We start from the raw sequence: 26,284 nt of genomic DNA on the forward strand, positions 1-26,284 counted from the left end.
CCTTTGAAAAAGGGGGCTAGGGGGATTCGCTTTTAGGAGTTAATTCCCTGTTTAATTAGCAACGATGTTGACTAATTTATTGGGCACCACAATCACTTTGCGTACGGTAATGCCTTCCAGGAATTTTTGTACGTTTTCCTGTGCAAGTGCCAGCGCTTCCAATTGTTCCTTGGGTGAGTCGATGGCCGCATCCAATTTGCCGCGCAGTTTGCCGTTCACTTGAATGACCACTTCCACGGTTGAGCGAGTTAATGCGCTTTCGTCGAGTGTTGGCCACTTTTCATTGAGCGGAATACTCTTGTGCCCGAGTGCTTGCCAGAGCGAATGGCTGATGTGCGGAACAATCGGCGCGAGCAACAAAATTGCTGTTTCCAACGCTTCGCGTTCAACCGCTAAGCCGAGTGGATTGGCGCGGTCGGCGAGTTTGCTGGTCTCGTTAAGCAATTCCATGGTCGCGGCAATCGCGGTGTTAAAGGTTTGGCGACGGCCATAGTCATCGCTGACTTTTTGGATAGTCTCGTGGGTTTTGCGACGCAAATCTTTCTGTGCTTGCGGCAAATCAGCGACTACTAATTTGCCCGGTGTGCCGGCATTAATGTGACCTTCCACCGCTTTCCACAAGCGACGCAAGAAACGGTTTGCACCTTCCACGCCTGAATCGCTCCATTCCATGCTTTGCTCTGGTGGCGCGGCAAACATGGAGAAGAGGCGAACAGTATCGGCGCCGTATTGGTTGATCAGCTCTTCCGGGTCAACGGTGTTGCCCTTGGACTTACTCATCTTGGTGCCGTCTTTCAACACCATACCTTGGCAGAGCAAGCGCTCGAAAGGTTCATCGCAGCTCACCAAGCCTTCGTCGCGCATCAACTTGTGGAAGAAGCGCGAGTAGAGCAAATGGAGAATAGCGTGTTCGATACCGCCGACGTATTGATCAACCGGTAGCCAGTAATCAGCGGCGGCTTTGTCGAGCATGCCACCTTCGAAGTTCGGGCAGGTGTAGCGCGCGTAGTACCAACTGGATTCCATAAAGGTATCGAAGGTATCCGTCTCGCGCTCAACCGCTTGGCCATCCAATTCGGCTTTGCGCCATTCAGGATCGGCTTTGATCGGTGAGTGAACGCCGTTCATCACCACATCTTCCGGCAACAATACCGGGAGTTTGTGTGCGGGTACGGGAATCTCGCCGCCGTTGGGCAAGTTGAACATGGGGATAGGTGCGCCCCAGTAACGCTGGCGGGATACACCCCAATCGCGCAGGCGATAGTTGGTTTTCACCTGGCCTTTGTTGGCCATTTCCAGGGTGCTGGCGATGGCATCAAAGGCGGCGTTGAAATCCAGGCCGTCGTATTCACCGGAATTGACCAGTACACCTTTTTCGGTGAAGGCGGCTTTGGTCAGATCAATCGCTTCGCCATTTTGGGGCGCAATCACTTGGGAAATCGGTAAATCGTACTTCTTGGCAAATTCATAGTCGCGCTGGTCGTGTGCGGGTACAGCCATCACCGCACCTGAGCCGTAATCCATCAATACATAGTTGGCGATCCACACTGAAACCGGTTCGCCGGTGATCGGGTGCAGGGCTTTAATGCCGGTATCGATACCGCGTTTTTCCATGGTCGCCATATCGGCTTCCGCGACGGATTGCACTTTGCATTCAGCGATAAATTGCGCGAGCGCTGGATTATTTTCAGCGAGGATCTTGGCAATAGGGTGTTCGGCCGCGAGGCTCACATAAGTCACGCCCATGATGGTATCGGGGCGGGTGGTGTAAATATCAAAACCAGTAAATTCGCCTACGGGCGATGCCAAATCAAAATGCATATCCAGACCGCGACTCTTGCCGATCCAGTTGCGCTGCATGGTTTTGACTTGCTCAGGCCAGTTGGGCAGTTTGTCCAGATCGGCCAACAATTCTTCAGCGTAGGCGGTGATTTTAATAAACCACTGCGGGATTTCTTTGCGCTCAACCAATGCGCCTGAGCGCCAGCCGCGGCCGTCGATGACTTGTTCGTTGGCGAGTACAGTGTGATCCACCGGGTCCCAGTTCACGGTTGCCATGCGCTTATAAACCAGACCTTTTTCGTACAAGCGGGTAAAGAACCACTGCTCCCATTTGTAGTATTCGGGTTTACAGGTGGTCAGTTCGCGCGACCAGTCAAAGCCAAAGCCGAGTTGTTTTAACTGGCTGCGCATATGGTCGGTGTTGGAGTAGGTCCAGGCAGCGGGTGCAGTGTTGCGCTGCAGCGCGGCGTTTTCCGCGGGTAGGCCGAAGGCGTCCCAACCCATTGGATGCAATACGTTTTTACCCTGCATGCGCTGGTAGCGCGCGATCACATCGGTGATGGTGTAGTTGCGCACGTGCCCCATGTGTAGCTTGCCGCTCGGGTAGGGGAACATCGCCAGGCAGTAGAATTTTTCTTTGCTGGTATCTTCAACAACGTTGAAACTCTGATGTTCTTCCCAGTACTGCTGGGCTTGGGCTTCAACTTCTGCGGGGTTGTATTGATCTTGCATGGGGCGCTCTTGCATTTGGATCTAAGGCCTATCTGAAGTGAGATTTTGGAAAGGCAGTGATTATAGAGGGATGGCACTGAAAAGGGGTAATAATCGCGCGTAGCATTTCCGTGTCGGGCGCCCTTGTGAATGAGGGCTATACTGATGTCGCTGTACTATAGATTTTTCGAGGTTTAGATTTATCAGAGTTTGAAAAGGCGGGTAGTGAGGCGGTATACCTGTGTGGATTAATAATCTTGACACCTGAGCAGGAGTTATTTGCCATGAAGCCGACGGACAACCCAACAAACAAAGTCGCTGATAATCCCTATCACGTCAGCCATGCCGATTTGCCCTTTAGCCCGGAAGAAACCGGTGCCTTGGGGGCGCTCAAGCAAGAGGTGGACGAGCTGGTCAAGCTTGAGCTTACTGCCGAGCAGATGCTGGGGCAGGAGGTGGATTTGGCTAAAGCCTATATTCAGGAGGATGCCCATAGCATCTGGTCGGACTTGAAGTTGGGGCTCTATGAGTGGGAGTTGATTACGGGCGACTGGCTATTGCGCGCTGCTGACCCGACCCGCGTGGATTGGCAATTGCACCACTGGTGGGGCGACGACGAAACCCATCTGCATTAATCGTTATTGTGGCATCTGCTACAACATTTGCCGCAACTGCTATTATCCCTATCGCCCGGCAGTGTACCGGGCGATGTTATCTATAAGGGGCGTTTCCCCGCCATCGGCAGTGGCCAAACTGGTCATCACAATCACCTGAGTCTGTGACGGAATTATTTTATGCCTGCTTTTGGTCGCCTTTTTTATCGCGCACTGCTGTGTGCCTGTTTATTGTTTTGTGTTGGAGTTAATGCCCAAGTGTCTGCTGATCAACCCGAGACCCATCGCCCGGTGGGTATATTTTATCTGTGGAATGAAAAACCGCTGGTCAGCCCCGATCGCGAGCATGTGAAAGACCAGCGGGTATACGCGGTCGATAACGCCTCCATGACGCCCTATTGGCCAGAGGCCGGCAAGGCTAATGGCGCCGCGGTAGTGGTATTTCCAGGGGGCGGTTATGTGCGGCTGGCCATCAACCACGAGGGGCATGACATTGCCAAATGGTTTGCCGCGCGCGGTGTGGCGGCGTTTGTGGTCAAGTACCGAATGCAGGAGCATGGCTTTCCGGCACCTTTGCTCGATGGCTTGCGCGCCGTGCGTCAGGTGCGTCAACACGCGCAGGCCTGGGGGATTGATCCCGCCAAAGTGGGGGTGATTGGGTTTTCGGCGGGTGGTCATCTGGCGGCCAGTGTCGCCACCCGCTTTGACTTTGCGGCCGATAGCCATGACCCGCTGGCTGCTATCAGTGCGCGCCCTGATTTTGCCATTTTGGGATACCCCGTCATCACCCTGGAAGGCGCCGATGCCCATGCCGGTTCGCGCCGGGCGCTATTGGGTGAAAACCCTGATCCACAACTGGTGCGTGACAACTCTTTACAATTTCAAGTCAGCGATCAGATCCCACCTGTGTTTATGTTACATGGGGTTGGCGATCAGGCGGTGCCTGTCGGCAATAGCCTGGCCTTTTTTAACGAGGTGCAAAAGCACAACAAGCAGTCTGAATTGCATATCTACAACTCCGCAATTCATGGCGTGGGCATGATTCAAGGGCAGGGCAGTATTTCGCTCTGGCCTGAAGCCTTGAATGCCTGGCTGCAGCAGTTGGGCATTATTCACTAGCACCGTTTTGGTTGTGTGAGGAACAGATGGTGGTGTTGCCGGTCATAGCCAGCTTGGTCACCCTATCTGTTTCTGCCGTATTTAGGAGATGTTATGGCACCCCACTCGTTGTCGCCGGTTTCTGACCTGCAGGGGGAGGTTCAACTAGCTCGCGAAAAGGCACAGGTGATGTATCGCCAGTTGCCCAACGTGTTGATTTTTACCTTTGCGGCCGCTGCTGCGCTCATTCTCTATTACCGCGAGGTGCAGCAGTTGTGGGTGTGGTGGGTTGTTATGCAGGTGATCACCCTGGCGCGGCTGGCCTCGTTGATTGTCTGGCGGCGGTACTGGTCAACATCGACCGCACCTGCCCATGCCGAGCAAGCCATTCGCCTGTTTATTGGTTTCTCGCTGTTGACTGGTGCCTTGTGGGCAGTGTTTTCCATTACCTTCTTCGGTATTTCCAATGGCTCGCAACGGTTGGTGATTGCGATGGTCATGGCGACCGTTGCCGCCGGCAGTGTGAATGTGCTCGCCTTGGTGCCTTGGGCCAGCCGGTTATTTATTGCCCTTCTGATTGTCCCCTTGATTGTGTTGTTTGCCACCACTGGCGATATGGATGACCTGGTCATTGCCGGGTTGGGCCTGGTGCTATTCATGGGGTTGAGCGGTTTTGCCCGGGTCGCCAACGAAAGTGCGGCCCAACTGCTTGTTATGGCGCGGCAGCGCGAGCAGCGTTTGGCCAAAGCCGCCAGTGAGTGTGATGCGTTAATGCGCGATAAAACGTCATTGGAATCGCGGTTGGCAGAAAAAATCGAAACGCTGGAATTTGAAATCGCATTGCGTGAACGTTATGCCAGCGAGCTGTCGCGCATCGCCGCACTGGATTCCATGACCGGATTGCTCAATCGCAGTGCCTTTGAGCGCGAGTTGCGGCGCCAGCAGTTGCCCGTGGGCACTGCATTGCAACAGGCGCCCCTGGTGATTTTTGTGCTGGAAGTCCTGCGCTTTGATGTGTGGGAACTGCAAGGGGTGAGTGTCAGTGAGCAAATTCTGGTGGCCATCGCCCAGCGCCTGCGTGATCACTGTGGCGAACAGGCGTTAATAGCCCGCTGGGGTGGAGCGGAGTTTGCGCTTGCCCTGCGCAGCGATAATCGGGATTGGCCGCAATACGGCGCCACCCTGCGCGCCTTACTGCAAGAGAGTATCGAAACTGATACCGGCCCGCTGCATTTGGATGTCATGGTGGGGGTCGCCCAGTTCAATGCCGAAGAGCGCGATCTGGAAGCACTTATTTACAGGGCATCGGTCGCCAAGCACAGCCTGCGTCAGCAGGAAGTTGGTGGTGTAAAAGTGTTTGATGATGCGTTGGATGTGGTCATTCGCCAGCGCCAGACACTGCGCCGTGCATTACATGCCTCGCTGGAGACCGATGACCTGAAGCTGGTTTTCCAGCCTATAGAGCCCTGTGAGGCGGGTGTGCCGCGCAAAATGGAGGCACTGCTGCGTTGGAATGAGCCTGAGCTGGGGGCTGTCTCGCCCGCCTTATTTATTCCTGTCGCCGAAGAGAGTGGCCTGATTGTGCCCTTGGGGCGCTGGGTATTGCGTGAAGCCTGTCGCGCGGCCATGAGCTGGCCATATGGCACGGTGGTGAGTGTGAATGTCTCGGTGCAGCAAATCTTGAGCGGGGATCTCCTGCAGGATGTACAGGATGCCCTGGCTTATTCCGGCCTTGCTGCGCAACGACTGGAGATCGAAATTACCGAGAGTGTGTTCTCCCGTGATCTCGATCTGGTCTGTCAGGTGCTGGCCGCCCTGCGCGCGCAGGGCATCAGTCTGGCGATTGATGATTTCGGTACTGGTTATTCATCGCTAGCCTATCTGCGGCAACTGCCGGTGGATGTCATTAAAATAGACCGCTGCTTTATCACCGACCTGGATCAGGGTGCCCGTAAGCTGCTGCTGGCGATGGTCAGTATGGCGCGTGGGCTGGGGTTTCGTATTGTCGTGGAAGGTGTGGAAACGGCAGAGCAGCAGAATCTGCTGGCAGCCATGGGGGTCGATTACCTGCAAGGCTATTTTATTGCTCGACCTATGGCTGCGAGCGACGTGGCCGCATGGCTGGCACGCTAAGCGAGACCAGCCTTCATCGGTGCGTCGGTACCTTATAGTGGCGTGCGATGCCGCTCTGGATTGGGCTGGCGTGACGAATAAATGACCAAATCACTGCTTGCAGTGACTGACGTCATTGGCATACAATCGCCGCCCCTGAAATCAGGTATACGACGCTAGTCCCAAACGCCAAGGCATGTCGCCCGGCTACTTCGTGTCGTCCAAGCGTTGTTTTTGGAGCAAAGAATGAGCGCATATGCAATTTTTGAAAGCGGTGGCAAGCAACATCGCGTAGTTGTGGGTGAAACCCTCAAACTCGAAAAAATCGATTTCGCTACCGGTGGCGTTGTTGAATTCAACAAAGTTTACCTGGTTGCCAACGGTGCAGACGTCAAGATTGGCGCTCCTGTTGTTGAAGGCGCAACTGTAACTGCTGAAGTAGTTACCCATGGCCGTGCTGACAAAGTGAAGATCATCAAATTCCGTCGTCGTAAGCACCACATGAAGCGTCAAGGTCATCGTCAGTGGTTCACTGAAGTGAAAATCACTGCTATCAAAGGTTAATTGAGGAGGCTATAAAATGGCTCACAAGAAAGGGGTTGGTAGTTCTCGTAACGGTCGCGATTCAGAAGCGAAACGCCTTGGTGTTAAAGCCTACGGTGGCGAGTTGATTTCTGGTGGCAGTATTATTGTTCGTCAACGCGGAACCAAGTTCCACGCTGGCGTAAACGTAGGTCTGGGTAAAGACCATACTCTGTTCGCGAAAGTGGACGGTACCGTTAAGTTCGAAATTAAAGGCGCTTTTGGCCGTCAATACGTAAGCATCATTCCTGCTGCTTAATATTGCGCTAAAAACATAGCCAAGCTTGCTGCTTGCAGTGGGCAAATGAAGAACAATAAAAAAGCCCTGTCGTTAACGATAGGGCTTTTTTATATTCAGAACGGGCTTCTGAATAGCGTTATTGAATGTTGTTTTTGAATGATTTTTTGTTTTTATTCCTGTGGAGTGATTTGTGAAATTTGTTGATGAAGCCCCTATTCATGTCGAAGCCGGTAATGGTGGCAACGGTTTCATGAGCTTCCGCCGGGAAAAATTTATTTCCAAAGGCGGCCCGGACGGCGGCGACGGCGGCGACGGCGGCAGTGTGTATCTGGTGGCTGATGAAAACCTGAATACCCTGATTGACTATCGTTTCGTGCCCAAGTATCGCGCTGAGAATGGCCAGAAGGGCGGCAGTAAAGATTGCACCGGAGCCAAGGGCGCTGACTTGTTTCTGCCTGTGCCTGTGGGCACTACAGTCATTGATACCGATACCGAAGAGGTCTTTGGCGATTTGACCGAACACGGTCAAAAATTAAAAGTGGCGCAGGGTGGTTTCCACGGTTTGGGTAATACCCGCTTTAAAACCAGTACCAACCGCACACCGCGCAAAACATCGCCTGGCACTGAAGGCGAAATGCGCAACCTGAAACTCGAATTAAAAGTATTGGCTGACGTGGGCATGCTCGGTTTGCCCAATGCCGGTAAATCCAGCTTTATCCGCGCGGTGAGTTCCGCCAAGCCAAAAGTAGCAGATTATCCCTTCACCACGCTCGTGCCTAATCTCGGCGTGGTAAAAGTGCAACAGCACCGCAGTTTTGTGATTGCCGATATTCCCGGTGTCATCGAAGGTGCGGCGGAAGGCGCTGGTTTGGGGGTGCGATTCCTCAAGCATTTAACCCGCTGCCGCTACCTGATGCACATGGTGGATATGGCGCCTGTGGATGAATCCAATCCTGCTGACAATGTGCGTATCATCGCCAACGAATTGGAAAAGTTCAGCCCGACACTCGCCAAGCGCGAACGTTGGTTGTTGCTGAATAAAATTGATTTGTTGCCGCCCGATGAAGTGGAAGCGCGCTGTCAGGCCGTGATTGATGAATTGCAGTGGACTGGTCCGGTTTATCGCATTTCGGCCTTGAACCGCGAAGGTACAGTGCCGCTGGTCGGCAAGCTTATGGATAACCTTGAAGCGGTATGGGAAGAGGAAAAAACCAACCCTGAAGCGCGTGAACGCGAAGCGGAATTGCAAAACCAAATGGCGCAAGAAGCGCGTGATCGCATTGAAGAGCTGCGTGAGTTGCAGCGCGAAGCGCGCCGTGCACGCGGTGATGATGACGATGATAATTTCAATGAAGATGACTACGACGTAGAAGTTATTTACGTCGGTCACTAAGGTAATATGCACTAATCACTGGCGATTAGTTTGATTGGAAAAATAGTGTAACCTCACGCCCGGATCCCGCGCCGGGCGTGTTGCATTTTGAGCCGGGCATTTTGTATAAAAATTTAACGAATTCTTCTTGAGCACATCTCCCTCATGAGCAAAAGAAACATCATTCCCCAAGCGAAACGCTGGGTAGTCAAAATTGGCAGTGCCTTGTTAACCAATGACGGAAAAGGCTTGGATGCCGATGCTATCGCCGGTTGGGTGCAGCAAATGGCAGAGCTGCGTTTGCGCGGTATTGAATTGGTGCTGGTATCCTCCGGTGCGGTTGCTGCTGGCATGCGTCGTTTGGGTTGGGCGGCGCGCCCGACAGAAATTCACCAGTTGCAAGCTGCCGCGGCAGTGGGGCAAATGAGTTTGATCCAAACCTATGAAGTGGAATTCCAGCGCTACGGTTTGCTCACCGCACAAGTGCTGCTCGACCACGACGATTTGTCATCCCGCCAGCGCTATTTAAATGCGCGCTCCACCTTGAAAACCCTGGTGGGATTAAATGTGGTACCGGTGATTAATGAAAACGACACAGTGGTCACTGATGAAATCCGGTTTGGCGATAACGATACCCTAGGTGCTTTGGTTGCCAACTTGATTGAAGCGGATATGTTGGTGATTCTCACCGATCAAAAAGGCATGTATGACAGCGACCCGCGCCACAATCCTGATGCGCAGTTGCTCAGTGAAATTGCCGCTGACGATCCTCGCCTGGAGCAAATGGCGGGCGGTACTGGCGGTGCCTTGGGGCGCGGCGGCATGATCACCAAAGTGCGCGCGGCACGTGTTGCAGCGCGCTCTGGTGCAGATACCGTGATTGTGGGCGGGCGCATTGAAAACGCACTGCTGCGCATTGCGGCCGGTGAAAACCTTGGTACCTTTTTATGGGCCGAGCAGCAGCCGCAAGCAGCGCGTAAGCGTTGGATCTCCGGTCAATTGCAAACCCGTGGTGTGGTTGTGCTGGATGAAGGTGCTGCACGTGTTGTGCGCGAGCAAGGCAAAAGTATTTTGCCTGTGGGTGTTAAAGCAGTGCGTGGTGATTTCACACGCGGTGATATGGTGATTTGTGAAGACCTGAACGGCAAAGAAATTGCGCGCGGTTTAATTAATTATCACGCTGATGAAGCGCGCAAAATTATTGGCAAGCCTAGCAGCCAGATTGCCGATATCCTCGGCTATCGCGACGATAACGAATTAATTCACCGGGACAATTTGGTGTTGAGTTAAGGTTATCTCTTGTGCAATAAAAAGCCCGTTCATCTTTTGATGTGCGGGCTTTTTATTGTTGATTTTTTTTTGCGGGTTTTTATGTTGGTGAGTGCGGTAATTTCGTGCGTAAAACCAGCATGGCTAGTACGCCAATTAATAACAGCAGGCTTGATGGTTCTGGTACTGACGCGCCGTTGACATTAATGTTTACGCCATTAATAGAATCGAGAAATAAGTCATTTCCAGAGGCATCACCCAGAGTATTAGCGGTTAGTGAAAAATCGCCACTGCCGATGGCAATAGCATTGAGTAATACGCTAAACAAGGTGAATTCACTTTGTTGTAGTAGTTCTAGTGTTGGCATGTCATCAAACGATAGCTCAAACAGGTTTAACCAGCCGATGCCGCTGCTGGTGTCCTGCAGGCTGCCAGAGCCAGACAGATCCAATTGATTGCCTTGTGAATCGCCCCAGATGATGGTGTTGATGCTGAAAAGGCTTGCGTCGTAATTGAAGTTTACATCGTAAGCGCCCAGCGCTAGTTCGCCATCAAGTCCACTAATGCGTACTTGCACCTCAACATTTTCACCAATATTAATGGCGGCGTGGTCAGCAATTAAATCAATGTTAATTGCATTGGCGTTAAGTGAAAAGCTCAAGCCCAGTGTGAGTAAGCCTGCTAATAAATTCTTCATAAAAAACTCCTGTTAAACATAAATGGCCTTCATAAGTGAAGGCCTTGTTGGTTGCATGATTATTTACAGTGAATTGATTGCGCAGCCAGGGCGAATGCATTGCAAGGTAAGTGCGCGGGCATCATTAATGTTTATAGCACCATCGCCGTTTACGTCGCGTTGGTCGAATGCCGTTGGTGTGGCTCCGCGTGCGGCGGTAACGAGTTGGACATCGTTTTTATCCACATCACCATCGCCATCCAAATCAATGATTAAATTGAGCGACACAACTAACGGGTCATGATCGGATGAGCGATAGGCATCGGGGCTATAAAAACTTATGTTTTGCGCATCGGATTTAAATTCAGTGTTGTAATCCAGGCTGATGGGTTCATCGGCGTTGATGTGCCAATCGGAGGTGTACAACACTTGCGGCGTGAGTGAACCGCTTGCGAGGCTGTGATCCAGATAACCAGCTTGACCATCAAATACATAAGAGTAAGCCGTGTCGCCACCGAATTTATGTATCAAATTGGTGTAGCCTGCATTGATGATGTGAGTGATGGGGTCTTCTTTTGCGTATGCATTTAAATCGCCAATGATCAGGTAGTCGCGATCATTCACACCGGTTGGGTGAGTGCTTAACCAATTCACTAAGGCATTAGCGGCTTGGGTGCGCGTGATATTGCAATTACCTTGGCCATCGCCAATGTCGGTATCACCCACATCATTGCAATCCGAACCTTTGGATTTGAAATGATTAACAACAGCCGTTGCTATTGCACGATTGCCATTGACCCGGAAACTTTGCGCGAGCGCAGGGCGGTTTTTGGTATCGATAAACTGTGGGTTGACACTGGAGTCGAGGATCGCGGTCTTGCCGATGGCTGTTGCCTTGTCGCTGCGATAAATAAATCCAACGGCAATTGCGTCGGTGCCGATTTTATTTGTGCCGGGGTTAATGAATTTCCATGCGCTGGTGCCGGTTGCAGAATTCATTGCGGCGGCTAACTCGGCAATTGCACTGGTGTTGCTGTAACCATCGTTTTCGATTTCAATCAAACCAATTACGTCAGCATTCAAACCAACCAGTGCGCTCACTATTTTTTCTTTTTGTCGTGCGAACTCTGCTGGATTGTTTGCGCCCCGTGCAGTTGGGAAACCACCGCCAGTGCCATCGCCGTTGAAAAAGTTCAGCACGTTAAAGCTGGCGATTTTTAAATTCGCGGCCGAATCGATTTCCGGTGCGAGCGGTCGTGCATTGGTGTGAACAAAGTGTGGTGTGCTGGTGGGCAATATGCGATACATGCCAAAATCGTAAGTGATTACGCCTTGCAAATTCGCTACTGTATCGCCGCTGCGTAAGGTGTTCTCAGCGGATAAGCCGGGAGCAGGGAAAATAACCGGATCAGGGTTTTGCAGATTGCTGCCATCATCCATCATCAACTTATTCAAATTGTTTTGCGCTTGCAGTGCATTAGCCGCGGCGCCGGGTTCGACCACATTGGTTGGTTGCTGCAGGCGGCCATTGGCCAGCAACACTTGTCCGTATCGGCCCAATTGATAGGTTTCATTGACCGTAAGGGTTTGTGCAATCGCCACAGACATGCCTTCGATATTTTCAAATGCATTCAGTGATACGACGGGCAATGAAATGGTCGCCGGTGTTGGAAGCGGTTGATTGCTCGCACACAGAGTAACGGTAGTGTTGTTGAGTTGGGTTAATTCGAATGTTTCGGCAACTGTCCCGTTCACGCGTACGCGATCACCGACAGCAACCGGTGTAGTGCTGGCGATATAAATGCCTTCTGATGTCGCAGGGTTACTATCGCTGTCGGCATCTTCTTCCTGAATAAAAAATCCGCCCAATTGATTGGCATTTTGGAAATCAGCGACCACGATTGCTTCGAGACTGACGTGATTGCCAAGGAGCGGACTTGCAGCGCCAGTGCCTTGAACGCTTGCGATCCTGGTGGCAGTTTCACCGCAGTGACCGACAGTGCCGCCACCATTGTTGCCACCGCCGTTGCTGCTGCCTTGATAGGTGCCAAGGTGATCAAGGGTGTCTTGCGCGTAACCTTCCCACTCAGCGGCAGGGTTAAAGTTGTCGTTGATGATGGTGTCGCCAGTAGTGATAGCTGTTTTGCGGCGCAGGGTATTGTCAGCGGTGCTGGTAAAACCCGATCCCCATTCGCTGCCAGGATCAACGCCGACCTGGCCGATGCTATCCAATACAGTATCGCCATGTTTTAACACAATCGCATCGTCACCATTAAACCAGCCTGAGCTGCTGGTTTGATTGGCCTTGGCCAAAATCGTGGTATTGGCACTGCCGTGTGCAAGCACAAATACACCGTTTGCGGGAATGTTGCCGGTGAGGTTTATCGTCAGGCTGGCAGCAGTATTGCCGTTGAAGTGCATCTCCACTTTATGGCCTGTTAGATCAACGCTGCTGGCGCTGCTGTTGTAAATTTCCAGTGCTTTGTTGTTGCTACTGCCTTCAATATATTCAGAAAAGTAGAGGTCAGCCGCTGCCGGCAGTGCGCTTAAGCTCGCAATGACGGCTGCGAGCATTAACGGTTGGTGAGTTTTGGATTTCATAGTGCGCTCCCTGATAAACCTGATGGTTTGATGATCGAGGAACGCAGCTTAGGTGGATTTTGTTACGGAGCTGTGGCGGGATTTTGTCGTTTGCGTGATGTTTTTGTGACTACTCTTTGTGATCGTCAGTTTTCCCCGCGCTGGTTTCGCTGGCTTCTACTCTATCCAGCGAGCCTATATCCAAAAAAGGCGATGCATCGATTGCTTCGGCATCCATCATTTCTGCTACGCGTTGCAATGACGCGATAATCATGTGCTGCTCCCAAGTGTGCAGTTGATCGAACTTGCGCACAAAGCTGTCTTGTAATGGTGTAGGGGCTGTGTCCAGCAGGGCGTTACCGCTGGCGGTGAGCTGTGGGTGGATTTTGCGTTTATCGGTCTGTGAGCGCACTCGCGCAATTAAATCGCGGCTCTCCAGGCGATCCATGATGCTGGTGACGGTTGCCTGACTCAGGCTCATGGCGTCGGCCAGCTCTTTGACTGTGCCGCCTTGTTGGCTGCGAATCAGTTGCAGCAAGCGCAGTTGCGGACCGGTGACACTGGCGGTTTTCACCAGTTGGCGCGAGTGTAGGTCAATGGCGCGAATGACGCGGCGCAGTGACGTAAGTACCTGATCTATCTGGTTCATGTGATGTGTCATGGGTAATCCGTACGAGTGACTTGGCAGCATGCCTGTAGTTGCGTGGCTTGTCACTATTGCGGCAAGGCGTTGGGTGTGTCACAAAATTATCACTGGACCTGAAGGGATAAATTTTGTACCATTAAAAAATATACTTCGTACACTAAGTATATTTTAGCTTAATTAAATTCGTGATTTATTGAATAAAAAGCTATAAAAAGCGTTTATTCAATAGGTAATGAGCTTAGTTTACTTCTTAAAGCCTTTTGTTCTATTACCTTTTATTTGATTGAAAGGGCTTTCAACTGATTAGTGTTGTAATAATATTGCCGCTATCAAAGACGCACTATGGAGGTTTTTTATGAACGCCAGAAACGATCTTTTATGGGACACCCTGGAGCTGCGCCATCCCCTGCCTACCGATGGTTATGCGCTCAACCAACTGGTTGCTGCCAGCCCACCGCTCGATACCAATTCCGTTTACTGTAATTTGCTGCAATGCCAGCACTTTGCGGATACCTCTGTTGCCGCGTTGATTAAGGGGGAATTGGTTGGTTTTATTTCGGCCTATTGCCCACCGAATGACAGCGAAACCCTGTTTGTCTGGCAGGTGGTGGTGAGTGAGGCCTTGCGCGGCTCAGGTTTGGGCAAGCGCATGCTGACGTGGTTGATTGATCAGCCAGGTACGGAAAAGGCCCAGCGCCTGACCACCAGTATTACCCCCGGTAATCGCGCGTCCTGGTCACTGTTTGAAAGTTTTGCCCGCGACTGCGGTGCTATCCCCGTAAAAAGTATGTTGTTTGATCGCCATCGCCATTTTGCAGGTGAGCACGACGACGAATACCTCCTGCAAATTGCCCCTCTGCCCAATCGTCCGGATAAACCAATCAATCATCATCTGGATGACTTGCGCGCGGGGTTACGTTTTTCCAATCGTCGCTGGTTGGACTGACATCCATAGCGGCAGTGTGCTGGCGATAAACCACCAGCGCAGTCTGCATACCTGACCCCTAGAGGAATTGCCCCCTCCTGCATGGCGATAGTTTCTATCGCCAAGGGGTTCTTTTATCTCAAATTTCGCTATTTGCATTAACACAAATAATATTCACCAAGAGGATGACGACTATGAAAGTTTTTCAAGAAATGGAATCGGAAGTTCGCTCTTACTCACGTGCATTTCCTGTGGTGTTTCATCAAGCGCGCGGCAGTTATTTATACGATGAGCAAGGCAAGGCTTATCTGGATTTTCTGGCGGGCGCCGGTTCGCTCAATTATGGGCACAACAACCCACTGATAAAAAAAGCCCTGATGGATTACATAGAGCAAGACGGTATTGCCCACGGTTTGGATATGCACACCCACGCCAAGGCGAATTTTTTAACCAGCCTGCGCGATATTATTCTGGCACCGCGCGGTTTGGATTATCGCGTGCAATTCACCGGGCCGACGGGCGCCAATGCGGTTGAAGCGGCCTTAAAAATTGCGCGCAAAGTCAAAGGTCGCAGTGGCGTAATTGCCTTTACCAATGGCTTTCACGGCGTGTCGCTGGGCGCGGTAGCGGCAACGGGCAACCAACACCATCGCGGTGGTGCCGGTGTGCCGTTGAATAATATCGAGCGCATGCCATTTTGCGGTTATCACGGCCGCGATGCAGACACGTTAAAAATGATGGACAAGTTGCTCGCTGATCCTTCCAGTGGTGTGGATATTCCGGCAGCTGTGATTGTTGAAGTGGTGCAGGGTGAGGGCGGTTTAAATGTGGCTGCCGATTCCTGGTTGCAGGGCTTGCAAAAATTGTGTCGCAAACACGACATGTTGTTAATTGTCGATGATATTCAAGCCGGTTGTGGCCGCACCGGCAGCTTCTTCAGTTTTGAAAGCAGTGGCATCAAGCCGGATATTATTACCTTGTCAAAATCCCTCAGCGGTTTTGGTTTGCCCTTGTCGGTCGTGTTGCTGAATCCCGCACTGGATCGCTGGTTGCCAGGTGAACATAACGGCACGTTTCGCGGCAACAATCACGCCTTTATTACCGCGACCGCCGCGCTGGAACTCTATTGGCGCGATCAACATTTTGTGCAGGAAATTGCGCAAAAGTCACACATAGTGCAGCAGCAATTAAAAGTCATGCTCGATGCCTATCAACCCCTGGCGCTGCGTTTAAAAGGTCGCGGTTTGATGCAGGGAATTGAATGCGCCAATGGTGCTATTGCCGACTCGGTGTGTCGCAATGCCTTTGAGCGCGGCTTGGTGATTGAGACTGCCGGTAATCAGGGCCAAGTGGTGAAAGTGTTTTGTCCGCTCACCATTAGCGAAGAAGATTTACGCAAAGGCCTGCAAGTATTAACCCTGAGTTTTGCTGCCACTATGACGGAATACGCTGCACGTAAAACGGCATAATTTTTTACGCTGTATAGATTATTGAATTAACAAAGAGGTATTTATGATTGTTAGAAAATTATCCGATGCAGGTACACAAGGTCGCACAGTCAGTGCTGAAGGCTGGGAAAGTCATCGCTTATTGCTCAAAAGTGATGGTGCCGGTTTTTCATTTCATATCACCCGTATTTTTAAAGACGCGGTGTTGCCTATGCACTATCAAAACCATATTGAATCCGTGTATTGCATTAGCGGGTTTGGTGAAATAAAAGATGTCGCCAACGGTGCGGTGCACAGCATTGAACCAGGGACGATTTATATTCTTGATAAGCACGACAAACATATTTTGCGTGCCTTTGAGGAAATGGAATTGGCTTGTGTGTTCAACCCGCCATTAATCGGCCGTGAAGTTCACAATGCTGAAGGTGCCTATGCACTGACTGCGGAAGCTATCGCATGAGGCAAGACTCCGCGTTTAAACGCGCCTTTATCCTGCTATTAATTGTGCTCTTGCCGCTGTTAGTTGCAGCGGGCATCCAGGCGCAAACCCTGCCGGAAGATGGTGCGCGCGAGTCAGGTGCCAAGCAGGCTGAAGACACTGTAGCGCGGTTGGATGCGCCGCTCTACAGTGCGTTTACCGAGCGTTATATTCTGGATGAATTAAAAGCCCTGCGTACCGATATGGCGGCGCAACGTGTGGAATTTATTCAGCAAATTACTGATCGCCAAATTGAAGCGGTCGATCGCAGTGTGAGTTACGCCACCAATACGGTTTCCAATTTTTTCTACATCATTGCCGCTGTTAGTTCTGTGTTGGTGATAGTCGGTTGGACATCCATCCGCGAGATGAAAGAAAAAATGGGCACCTTGGCCGATAAAGAGCTGCGCAAATTAATCGGCGCCTATGAAGACCGGCTGCGTGAAATTGAACAGCAGTTGCGTGAAAAATCAACTTACATCGATGAAAACCGCGAAGCGATTGAGCGCACCAAAGAAATTCATGCGCTCTGGTTGCGCGCCGCGCAAGAGTCAGCGCCTGCTAATAAAATCGCAGTTTACGATCAAATCCTCGCACTCAACCCCCGCGATTGTGAAGCGCTTACCTACAAGGCCGATGCGGCGCTGGAATCCAACGAGCCCCAGTGGGCAATTAACTTGTGCCAAAGCGCCTTGCAGTTGGATGCATCCAATGCCCATGCGTTTTATCAGTTGGCCTGCGCCCATGCCGCGCTTTCCCATTTTGATGATGCGATTAATTTTTTAACCAAAGCATTAATCAATGGCGATGCGCGCCTGGATGATTTTGCCAAAGACCCGGCGTTACAACCTCTGCATCATTTGCCTGCGTTTGAGCAGTTGCTGCTGGATGCGCATCAAACCAAGGGTGAGCACGCGTAAACACCAATACGACCTGTAATCCGGACCTTGTTATGTTGATGAGTTTTGTTGTTTGTCTTGTGCTTTTTTTGGTGATTGGTTTGGCATCGGCACGGGTGCGCAAAAACAATGCGCAGGATTATTATCTCGCCAGTCACAGTGTGCCGCCCTGGTTGGTGGGTTTGTCGGCAGTGGCGACCAATAACAGCGGCTATATGTTTATCGGGGTTATTGGTTACACCTACGCTGTGGGTCTGTCGGCCAGTTTATTGATGATCGGCTGGATTATTGGGGATTTTCTCGCGTCCTTGTGGGTGCATCAGCGGCTGCGGGCGCAGGCGTTTAATCACGGCGAGACCAGTTACGTGGGAGTGCTCGCCAGTTGGGCTGGTTTTCCGGGGCGTCGCTTTCGCATCATCGCCGCGGTTATCGGGCTGATTTTTTTATTGTCCTACGCCGGTGCGCAATTGGTGGCGGGCAGTAAGGCGCTGCAGGTATTGCTGGATTGGCCCGCGTGGCTTGGGGCTGTAATCGGTGCTGTGTTGGTGATGTTGTATTGCATTGCCGGGGGGATTCGCGCCTCTATCTGGACTGATGCAGCGCAATCGTTGGTGATGATTTTGGCCATGGGGTTAATGCTGTTTGTTGCAGTGCAATCTCTGGGCGGGATATCTGCCAGTGTGGCTGCCATGAATGATATTCCCGGTTTCCTGTCCTTTGCACCGGCATCGGTAGTCTTACCCGGTGCAGCGGGAGTCGGCATCTTTTTTGTGGGGTGGCTGCTCGCCGGTTTTTCGGTGATCGCCCAGCCGCACATTATGGTGCGGTTTATTTCACTGAATGCTACGCAGGGTTTCGTGCAAACGCGCTTGTGGTATTACGCCTGGTTTGTGGTGTTTTACTGCATGGCAACTGCAGTGGGTATGCTGGCGCGAATTTATCTACCTGAATCAACAAGTTTTGATGCCGAGCTGGCGCTGCCGCAAATGGCCGTGGAGTTGTTGCCGCCGATATTGGTTGGGCTGGTACTTGCCGGGATTTTTGCCGCGACTATTTCCACCGCCGATTCATTGTTATTGAGCTGCTCGTCCTTTATCTCGCAGGACTTGGCGCCGCGTCTGTTTGTAGCGCAAAACAGCAACAATATTATCGGTATTAAAATTGCCACCCTGTTGGCCACCTGTGTGGCATTGGGCTGGGCGCTACTGAATCAGCAGTCGGTTTTTGCGTTGGTGGTCTTGTCCTGGGCGATGCTTTCAGCAGCGTTTGTGCCACTGATTTTATTACTCATCTTCGGTAAAAATATATCGCAAACAGCAGCCTTGTGGTTGATGGGGCTGGGTTGTGGCACTGTGTTGGTGTTGCACTGGTGCGGTATCGGCGGTGATTTATATTTGGGTTTACCAGCGCTATTGGTTTCCCTGCTGGCCTACGGCCTTATTTCCTACCTGCGACGCCGCTGATTCCCCTGCGACAATTTGTCACTGTTGCATTGGCGCCAAAAACATTAGTGTGCCCCTGTTAAAAATCATAAGTAACAGGGGCTGCTGTGGTGACATTTGCAAGACAATCGGTCGCGTTGATCAGCTTGGCGGTGGCTGCCGCTAGCGTTCATGCGCATGAATCGACATTGAATAAAAAACGCACTTCCAATCCGCAGGTGGAAGAGGTGCGGGTTTGGGGTGAGGCGCGGGACGCGAGTCACGCCGGTTATACCAACCCCACCAGTGTGCTGACCCAGGAAGACATGGTCAGTATCAATGCGACAACAACAGAAGACCTGGTCAAGTTTGAACCCAGCCTGGTGATTCGCAAACGCTATATTGGCGACTCCAACGGCACACTGGGGCTGCGTGGTTCCAATATGTTTGCCACCCCGCGCTCCATGGTATTTGCCGACGGTGTGCCGCTGCATTATTTGCTGCAAACCCGTTGGAATGGTGCTCCGCGCTGGACCATGGTGAGCGCGAGTGAAATTGCGCAGGTGGAAATTCTTTACGGCCCTTTCTCTGCCGAGTACAGCGGCAACGCCATGGGCGGTGTGGTGCTTATCGAAACCGCGCTGCCGCAAACCCGTAAAGTACATGTGGATCTGGATTACTTCTCCCAGGATTTCTCTGCCTACGGTTTTTCAGATCGCCTCACCGGCACCAAAAGCTTTTTCTCCTATGGCGATAAGCTGGGCGATTTAAGCGTTTATTTCTCCTACAACCATCTGGAAAACGAAAGCCAGCCCCAGTCGTTTTATTACGACTATCGCGCTGCTCCGGCCAATGGTTTTACGCCCGTCACCGGCGCGGTTGTGCAGCGCGATGTCTCTGGTAAGCCCGCCTATTACTACGGCGATACCGGCGTAGAACAAGCGACCACCGATAATTTCAAACTCAAACTCGGTTACGACTTTAGCGACGATTGGTCGGCATTGCTGAATCTCGCCTATGAAGATCGCAATACCCTGCGCGACGCCGCCAACACCTATGTGCGCGATGCCGATGGCAATAAAGTCTGGGCGGGTAATCTGGTGCAAGACGGCATCGGCATGAATATCGCGGCCGGGCGTTTGGGTAACAGCGATTTGGAGCGCAAGAGTTTATCCACTGGTTTGCGTGTGAAAGGCAAGCTGAATGATCAGTTAAGCCTTGAAACCAACCTCAGCGATTTCCGTATTCTCAAAGACAACACCCTCAGCTCCAGCCGCAACCCGCAAGATCCCTTGTTCAATAACACCGGCTTAACCACCGATTATGACGATACCGGTTGGCAAACACTGGATGCCAAATTGGTGTTGGAAGATGTTGGCCTGGACGGCATGCAGTGGATTGGCGGCCTGCGCCATGAAGCTTATCGCCTCAATCTGGATCAATATAATTCCGCCAACTGGTTGCAGGGTGACAATGCGGGCTACACCAGCCGCAGTGGTGGCGAAACCAGTATCGATGCTGCTTTTGTGCAATTAAATTGGGATATTGCCGAGCGTTGGGATCTAGCGCTGGGTGGCCGCTACGAACAATGGGAAAGTAAAAATGGCTACTTTAGCCGTCGCAATCCGCAGACCAGTCAGTTTGAATTGATGGATGTGGATGACGTAAGTCGCCATCAATTTTCACCCAAATTTTCACTCGGTTATGTTCCCGCCGATGAATGGCTGGTGCGTTACTCCGCTGCGCGCGCCTACCGTTTCCCCATAGTGGAAGAACTGTTTTCCCAAAGCCAATCCTATTCCAGTTCCAATGTGCCGCGCCCGGATTTAAAACCGGAAAATGGCCTGCATCATAATTTGATGTTAGAAAAACAATTTGAAAGTGGTTATGCGCGTATCAATGTGTTTAGCGAAACTATAGAAGATGCTATCGAATCACAAAACAATTATGCCACGCTGGTTAACACCTTTTCCTCGGTCGATGAAGTGCAAACCGATGGTGTTGAATTTATCCTCAACTATTCCGGTTTGTTAGTACCCGAGTTGGATGCACGCTTTAATGTCACTTACACCAAGTCAATCATTGAAGATAACAGCACCGCCGAAGGCCCCAACCCTGCAACAACGATTGAGGGCAATGACTATCCGCGCATGCCGCGCTGGCGCAGCAATTTATTGCTCACTTATCACCTGAGTGACAAATGGGATCTCAGCGGCAATTTACAATATGCTGATAAAAGTTATGGCCGTTTGCAAAACGATGATATCGCCGAAGGTGTCATGGGCGCGCAGGATGGCTACACCCGCGTGGGCTTGAAAACCACTTACGATCTCAGCGAGCAAATTGAAGTCGGGCTCGGCGTGGATAACCTCACCGATGAGCAGAGTTTTGTCGCGCACCCATGGCCGGGCCGCACAATGTATTTAAGCCTTTCTTACGATATGTAACATTATGAATAACACTCTGTCGGCAACCAATAACAACAAAGCGCTCTATCGCACTCTATGGCGCTGGCATTTTTATGCCGGCGTTTTTTCCATTCCGTTTGTGATTTTATTATCGCTCACTGGTGCGATTTATTTATTCAAGCCTTATTACGAGCACTGGCAAGAACGTGATTATCGCGGACTGCAAGTCATGGGCGAAGCACTTGCGCCTAATGATCAAATCAACGCCGCACTGGCGGCGGTCGATGGCGGAAAATTACTGAGCTATCGCTTGCCGCAAGCCGCCGATGAAGCCGTATTAATTAGTGTGCAGGCAGATACTGTCTGGCGGGTATTTGTAAATCCTTATACGGGCGAGGTGCTTACAAAATTCCGCAGCGACGAACAACTGATGAATATTGTTAAAACCATTCACGGTGAATTGCTGCTGGGTAATGTGGGATCAATATTGGTTGAGCTGGCGGCTTGCTGGGCGATTGTATTAATCATCACCGGTTTATATTTGTGGTGGCCACGCAATGCGCGCGGCATGGCAGGCGTTATTTACCCGCGCCTGCGTGAGGGCAGCAGAACATTTTGGCGCGACATCCACGCTGTTACCGGCATTTGGATTTCTGTCTTTGCATTATTTTTATTAGTCTCCGGTTTACCCTGGGCGCTAGTGTGGGGCAGTGCACTCAAAGAAGTGCGTGCAATAGATTTCTCCCAAATTGTACAGGCGGAACAACAGCAGGATTGGACACAAACCAGCCATCAAGAACATCAAAGCTGGCGCGCGCAAGCCAGCGATGTATTTAATTTAACGCCCGAGGTTCTGGCCGCCGCACAACAATTGCAGTTGCCATCGCCCGTTGAACTCAGCGTTGCCAACAGTCACCACAATAGCTGGAAAGTCTCCTCACAAACCCCCAATCGCCCACAGCGATCTGACGTATGGCTTAATGGCGACGGCAGCATTGAAAAGCGGAGCGGTTTTGCCGAGAAAAAATTTCTGGATCGCACCATCGGCATCGGCATCGCTGCTCACGAAGGCTACTTATTCGGCTGGTTTAATTTAGTGCTCGGTGTACTCACCTGCCTCGGTTTAATCCTCATCAGCGTCAGCGGTTTTATCCTATGGCGCAAACGCAAACCGGAAGCCGTACTGGGCGCACCACCACCCATGCCTACGCGTGTTGGTTTTGGGGTAGTAGCAATCACTCTTGGCCTTGCAATTTTTCTGCCGCTACTGGCGATTTCGTTGGTTGCGCTTTTGGTTATTGAATTTTTTGTGCTACGCCGGTTAAAAGGCGTCAACCGGTGGTTGGGTTTGGGGCGGTAATATTTTTCTGATTGACTAGTTTGTCTTGTCCTTATCATACTCTGTGACGTAATGAATCATGTGAGTCCAAAAAATGACCTCCTCTCCAGAACTGGTAATGAGTTTCGGCGATGTTGCCCACGCCATTCAGCTTGCGCTTGCGCCCGTTTTTTTGCTCACCGGTATTGCCGGTTTGCTAAATGTAATGGCCAGTCGCCTTGCGCGGATTATTGATCGCGGTCGCAGCCTTACCGAGCAGGAGCTGCCATCGCATTTGCAAAATTCGGATGCGCTCCACAAAGAGTTGCACCGCCTGGAGCGTCGCCGCCACTATGCCAGCTTGGCTATTACGGCCTGTACTTGTTCTGCATTGCTGGTGTGTATGGTGGTGGCGTTTATTTTTTTGCAGGTTTTGTTGCAAGTGGAATTCAAATGGGTGATTAGCTCACTCTTTACGGCATCAACCCTGACTCTGATCGTAGGGCTTGCGTATTTTTTGCGCGAGGTGCATTTAGCAACACGCACGGTGCGGATTCAAGTTATCGTCAGGAAAGAATAAATTTCTAACCTATTAACTCGGTGGTTAAGAAATCATCTTTTACGCTGTTATTATATCGCTGATATTTTTGTGGTGATATTTTTGGTTGGTATTTAACCAAAAAAGGATAACAACATGGACTCTGCGAAAATATCTTCTACTGCTATAGCCAATAAAATAGAAAATAACCCATTCAGCGCGCGGCCTATTTACGGAAATTTCTCATTGCTGTTGTTGGGAGTGATTTTTATCACAATGCTCCCGCACTATTTCAAATTGTATTCTGCTCCTGCGAATGTGCCTGTTGCCTTTGTTGTACATGGCATTGTTTATTTTGCGTGGTTTGTATTGTTTGCAGTTCAGTCGAATCTGATTGCGTTAAAAAAATCAGCGATCCATAAAAAACTAGGCTATTTCAGTTTGATTTTGCTTGCGGCGTTAATCATCCGAGTTGCCCACCAATTGTAGACACCCTGTATAGTTAGAAAACCCTATATGGAGGTGCTCACTATGGCACGTAAAAAAACACAAGCTTATACCGAAGAGTTTCGCCGCGAAGCCGTTAAGCGCGCAGAGCAGGAGGGCAATACCACTGCTTCAGTAGCGCGGGATCTCGGTATTAGTGCACAGCAAATTTACAACTGGCGCCGTCAGTTTACCCGTCTTTCTGAAAAGCAATTCAATTCGGTGGCGGGGGTCGATTATTCAAAAAATGAAAGTGATGAGCTGCGTCAATTAAAGCGAAGAAATGCAGAGCTTGAAAAAGAGTTGGCCTTCTTAAAAAAGGCAGCTGCGTACTTTGCGAACCAGCACGAGTGAAGTACGCATTAATTCGTGAGCATCTGGAGGCATTTTCGGTAACGCTAATGTGCCGTGTATTGTCCGTTTCTCGCAGTGGCTTTTATCGCTGGGCTGTTCGGGAAAAGAGCCAGCGGCAGCAGAAGCGGGAGTGCCGCGAGCGTCAGATTATGGACACCTATGCGACTTACAAAGCACGCTATGGTGCGCCGCGCATCGCCAAAGAGTTGCAGGCCATAGGTTATCCTTGTTCAGTGAACTTTGTTGCCAATGTGCTGAAACTACAGGGTTTAAAGGCCCACAACGGTAAGGCGTTTAATTATGGAAGCCATGCCTTGACGATGCACAACGTGTCAGAGAATCTACTCTGGCGTCGCTTTGGCGCGAACAAACCTAATGAGAAGTGGACAACGGATATTACGTATATCTGGGTTGAAAAGCAGTGGCTCTATTTGGCGGCGGTAATGGATCTATATTCGCGCAGTATTGTCGGTTGGTCGCTGGATACCGGTATGACAGAGGCGCTGGTCACCAATGCATTACGCATGGCGTTTGAACGTCGGGAAACTCAACCTGGACTAATCATCCACTCTGATCGAGGTGTTCAATATCGGGCGCAAAAATATATTGATTTTATGGTGCGTCATGGAGCCACTCCGAGTATGAGTAGGAAAGGCAACTGTTGGGATAATGCGCCGATGGAATCCTTCTTTAGTCGCTTGAAAGTAGAGTTGATTTATACCCAGCAATTTCACTCGATTGATGAGGCTAAATCCAGTATCTTTGAATACATTGAAGTGTTCTACAATCGCTTGCGCCGACATTCCAGTATTGGTTATGTGGCACCCGCTGAGTTTGAACGAAGGGCAGCGCTAGCTGCATAGTTAGAGTGTCTACTTTTTGTGGGTAGGACCATCATTAGTGGTATGCAAATACTCTATGGCGCGATGAGTAGCTATGATCCGAATTGGGATGCTGGATTTTTGTATTCACGAATTAATTTGATATGGGGCGTTTTACATACATTTATCAGTTTTATCATTTTGTGTGGGTTGGGTTTGTTATATCGAAAGCAAATGCATCTGCATAAACGCTTTATGCTAATGGCAGCATTAACCATGATTCCTGCCTCTGTTACCCGCATTGCCTTCCTTGGCATTATCCCTATAGATGGTACTCTCTTAACGTTATTGACAACCTATATATTATGGTTAACTCCGGTAGTGATGGATCGTTTGATTTTTAAAGCGGTACATCCAGTTTTTAAATGGGGTGTCCCTGTTTATATAGTGACTCAAGTAATCTGCATAGGATTTATGCCGTCAACCGGAATCGGTCGTGCTATTGCGTTTCCTTTTGCGCTTCAATAATTTCCCTAAATTTCTAAATATCGAGCCAAGGCTTTTTAGTTTTCCGGCGTGGCGGATTTTGCTGGCACCTTGGGCGATGTTGCCTATGCCGTCGGTGAATTTATCGTCGGCAATGAAGGCGGTGATTTCGTTGGCTTCAGCGAATAATTCTTTGGGGTGCTGCAATCCTTCGCAGGATGGGGGGGGCTTAGATTTTTCTACTATTTCCCAAATGCTTTTTTGGCTAAGCTTTTAATGTCCATAATTTCACGTTGTCCCATGTTAGCCAGAATTTCTGATTGGATAAAAAAGTCTACCTTGCTAAGTGTTTTTATCGTTTGTTTGCCGCCGAGAAATGGTGCAGGCTCAAAGGCAAACATTTCATTTTCTTTTAATGGGCCAAACTTTGTAATTGCTTGTTCAAAAATTGGCTCATCGGTGTCAATATCTTCTAAATCAACGTTTTCTGGCGAGATGACACCAAAAAAACCTTTTAGTGAAACATCCTCTCCTTCGGATAGAATACGTTTTTCATCGCTACGCTTAAAAAAAAGTTGTGAGTCAATTATGTCTATTCTCCAGCTCTGCCCTGTTTTCTTTCCCCATAGTAGCAATGAGCCGAAACCAGTTATAGCTATAACATGAAAGCTGTCGAGGTCTAGTACTCCTGTGCCTTTAAGCCAAGTATTCATCGATTCATGATAGTCACTAGGGTTGACAATCCAAAAGAGCCCATCTTTAAAACGGCAAAATCCGTACTCTTGCCAATATTCTAATAATCGATTGGGTAAAACACCTTTGTACGCGCCAAGAGTTGAGTTGTCGACAGCAATAGAATTTTGTGGTTCGCCAAATTGTTCTAAAAACCATTCGAATCTATCATCTAATTGAAAAGTCATGATTAATCCTTCACAAGATTGGTACTTAGTGCCTAGGTCAAGAACACTGGCATTTGCATATTGTTGTGGATGTGAATAAAAAATGCCCACTCTGTGGTG

The 26,284-nt window shown here is 50.4% G+C and carries 24 protein-coding genes; 19 read left to right on the plus strand and 5 right to left on the minus strand.

The window, feature by feature from the left end; translation table 11 throughout:
- Positions 1–51: 51 nt before the first annotated feature.
- Complete coding sequence (gene leuS / locus B0D95_RS17395; protein ID WP_078045081.1) at positions 52–2,514, minus strand: leucine--tRNA ligase; 2,463 nt, start codon at positions 2,512–2,514, stop codon at positions 52–54.
- Between the two features lie 263 nt (positions 2,515–2,777).
- On the opposite strand from leuS, the gene B0D95_RS17400 reads away from it, so the two are divergent.
- The 7 genes from B0D95_RS17400 (at position 2,778) to proB (ending at position 9,802) form a co-directional block, all read left to right on the plus strand.
- Positions 2,778–3,128, plus strand: a complete 351-nt coding sequence (locus tag B0D95_RS17400) for a hypothetical protein (RefSeq protein WP_078045082.1) — start codon at positions 2,778–2,780, stop codon at positions 3,126–3,128.
- Positions 3,129–3,287: 159 nt separating this feature from the next.
- Positions 3,288–4,226, plus strand: coding sequence for an alpha/beta hydrolase (locus tag B0D95_RS17405; RefSeq protein ID WP_078045083.1), 939 nt, complete (start codon positions 3,288–3,290; stop codon positions 4,224–4,226).
- 93 nt (positions 4,227–4,319) lie between these two features.
- Positions 4,320–6,338, plus strand: a complete 2,019-nt coding sequence (locus B0D95_RS17410) for a bifunctional diguanylate cyclase/phosphodiesterase (RefSeq protein ID WP_078045084.1) — start codon at positions 4,320–4,322, stop codon at positions 6,336–6,338.
- A 225-nt stretch (positions 6,339–6,563) separates the two neighbouring features.
- A complete protein-coding gene (rplU, locus tag B0D95_RS17415) occupies positions 6,564–6,881 on the plus strand; it encodes a 50S ribosomal protein L21 (protein WP_078045085.1) in 318 nt (105 codons plus the stop codon).
- Positions 6,882–6,897: 16 nt separating this feature from the next.
- On the plus strand, positions 6,898–7,158 hold the full coding sequence (gene rpmA / locus B0D95_RS17420) for a 50S ribosomal protein L27 (RefSeq protein ID WP_007640051.1): 261 nt from the start codon (positions 6,898–6,900) through the stop codon (positions 7,156–7,158).
- A 172-nt stretch (positions 7,159–7,330) separates the two neighbouring features.
- Complete coding sequence (gene cgtA, locus B0D95_RS17425; RefSeq protein ID WP_078045086.1) at positions 7,331–8,533, plus strand: Obg family GTPase CgtA; 1,203 nt, start codon at positions 7,331–7,333, stop codon at positions 8,531–8,533.
- Positions 8,534–8,677: 144 nt separating this feature from the next.
- Positions 8,678–9,802: a glutamate 5-kinase gene (gene proB / locus B0D95_RS17430; protein ID WP_078045087.1), complete on the plus strand. Its 1,125-nt coding sequence runs from the start codon at positions 8,678–8,680 to the stop codon at positions 9,800–9,802.
- Between the two features lie 79 nt (positions 9,803–9,881).
- On the opposite strand, the gene B0D95_RS17435 is transcribed toward proB, so the two are convergent.
- The 3 genes from B0D95_RS17435 to B0D95_RS17445 form a co-directional block, all read right to left on the minus strand.
- Positions 9,882–10,478, minus strand: a complete 597-nt coding sequence (locus B0D95_RS17435; RefSeq protein ID WP_078045088.1) for a cohesin domain-containing protein — start codon at positions 10,476–10,478, stop codon at positions 9,882–9,884.
- Positions 10,479–10,541: 63 nt separating this feature from the next.
- Entirely contained in the window at positions 10,542–13,058 is a 2,517-nt protein-coding gene (locus tag B0D95_RS17440; RefSeq protein ID WP_078045089.1) for an ExeM/NucH family extracellular endonuclease, read from the minus strand.
- A 109-nt stretch (positions 13,059–13,167) separates the two neighbouring features.
- Entirely contained in the window at positions 13,168–13,686 is a 519-nt protein-coding gene (locus tag B0D95_RS17445) for a MarR family winged helix-turn-helix transcriptional regulator (RefSeq protein WP_078045817.1), read from the minus strand.
- Positions 13,687–14,038: 352 nt separating this feature from the next.
- On the opposite strand from B0D95_RS17445, the gene ectA reads away from it, so the two are divergent.
- The 12 genes from ectA (at position 14,039) to B0D95_RS17505 (ending at position 25,307) form a co-directional block, all read left to right on the plus strand.
- On the plus strand, positions 14,039–14,629 hold the full coding sequence (gene ectA, locus B0D95_RS17450) for a diaminobutyrate acetyltransferase (RefSeq protein WP_078045090.1): 591 nt from the start codon (positions 14,039–14,041) through the stop codon (positions 14,627–14,629).
- Positions 14,630–14,802: 173 nt separating this feature from the next.
- A complete protein-coding gene (gene ectB / locus B0D95_RS17455; RefSeq protein ID WP_078045091.1) occupies positions 14,803–16,077 on the plus strand; it encodes a diaminobutyrate--2-oxoglutarate transaminase in 1,275 nt (424 codons plus the stop codon).
- A gap of 43 nt (positions 16,078–16,120) precedes the next feature.
- Positions 16,121–16,516, plus strand: a complete 396-nt coding sequence (locus tag B0D95_RS17460) for an ectoine synthase (protein WP_078045092.1) — start codon at positions 16,121–16,123, stop codon at positions 16,514–16,516.
- Positions 16,513–17,454 carry a CDC27 family protein gene (locus tag B0D95_RS17465; protein ID WP_078045093.1) on the plus strand — a complete coding sequence of 314 codons (942 nt, stop codon included), beginning with the start codon at positions 16,513–16,515 and terminating at the stop codon, positions 17,452–17,454. The genes B0D95_RS17460 and B0D95_RS17465 overlap by 4 nt, the downstream gene beginning before the upstream one ends.
- A 32-nt stretch (positions 17,455–17,486) precedes the next feature.
- Positions 17,487–18,896: a sodium/proline symporter gene (locus B0D95_RS17470; RefSeq protein ID WP_078045094.1), complete on the plus strand. Its 1,410-nt coding sequence runs from the start codon at positions 17,487–17,489 to the stop codon at positions 18,894–18,896.
- Positions 18,897–18,985: 89 nt separating this feature from the next.
- Entirely contained in the window at positions 18,986–21,301 is a 2,316-nt protein-coding gene (locus B0D95_RS17475; RefSeq protein ID WP_078045818.1) for a TonB-dependent receptor, read from the plus strand.
- A gap of 4 nt (positions 21,302–21,305) precedes the next feature.
- Positions 21,306–22,622, plus strand: coding sequence for a PepSY domain-containing protein (locus B0D95_RS17480; RefSeq protein ID WP_078045095.1), 1,317 nt, complete (start codon positions 21,306–21,308; stop codon positions 22,620–22,622).
- A 73-nt stretch (positions 22,623–22,695) separates the two neighbouring features.
- On the plus strand, positions 22,696–23,160 hold the full coding sequence (locus tag B0D95_RS17485) for a DUF2721 domain-containing protein (RefSeq protein ID WP_210403642.1): 465 nt from the start codon (positions 22,696–22,698) through the stop codon (positions 23,158–23,160).
- Between the two features lie 114 nt (positions 23,161–23,274).
- Positions 23,275–23,607, plus strand: a complete 333-nt coding sequence (locus B0D95_RS17490) for a hypothetical protein (protein WP_078045097.1) — start codon at positions 23,275–23,277, stop codon at positions 23,605–23,607.
- A 42-nt stretch (positions 23,608–23,649) separates the two neighbouring features.
- The gene (locus B0D95_RS17495; RefSeq protein WP_210403643.1) at positions 23,650–23,958 is read left to right on the plus strand and encodes a transposase; all 309 of its coding nucleotides are present in this window, start codon (positions 23,650–23,652) and stop codon (positions 23,956–23,958) included.
- On the plus strand, positions 23,955–24,821 hold the full coding sequence (locus tag B0D95_RS17500) for an IS3 family transposase (RefSeq protein WP_149867945.1): 867 nt from the start codon (positions 23,955–23,957) through the stop codon (positions 24,819–24,821). Before B0D95_RS17495 ends, B0D95_RS17500 begins: the two co-directional genes overlap by 4 nt.
- A gap of 42 nt (positions 24,822–24,863) precedes the next feature.
- Complete coding sequence (locus B0D95_RS17505) at positions 24,864–25,307, plus strand: hypothetical protein (RefSeq protein WP_078045098.1); 444 nt, start codon at positions 24,864–24,866, stop codon at positions 25,305–25,307.
- Between the two features lie 200 nt (positions 25,308–25,507).
- On the opposite strand, the gene B0D95_RS17510 is transcribed toward B0D95_RS17505, so the two are convergent.
- Positions 25,508–26,185, minus strand: a complete 678-nt coding sequence (locus tag B0D95_RS17510) for a GAD-like domain-containing protein (RefSeq protein ID WP_078045099.1) — start codon at positions 26,183–26,185, stop codon at positions 25,508–25,510.
- Positions 26,186–26,284: the final 99 nt, after the last annotated feature.

The sequence above is a fragment of the Cellvibrio sp. PSBB023 genome (assembly GCF_002007605.1).
Lineage (GTDB): Bacteria > Pseudomonadota > Gammaproteobacteria > Pseudomonadales > Cellvibrionaceae > Cellvibrio.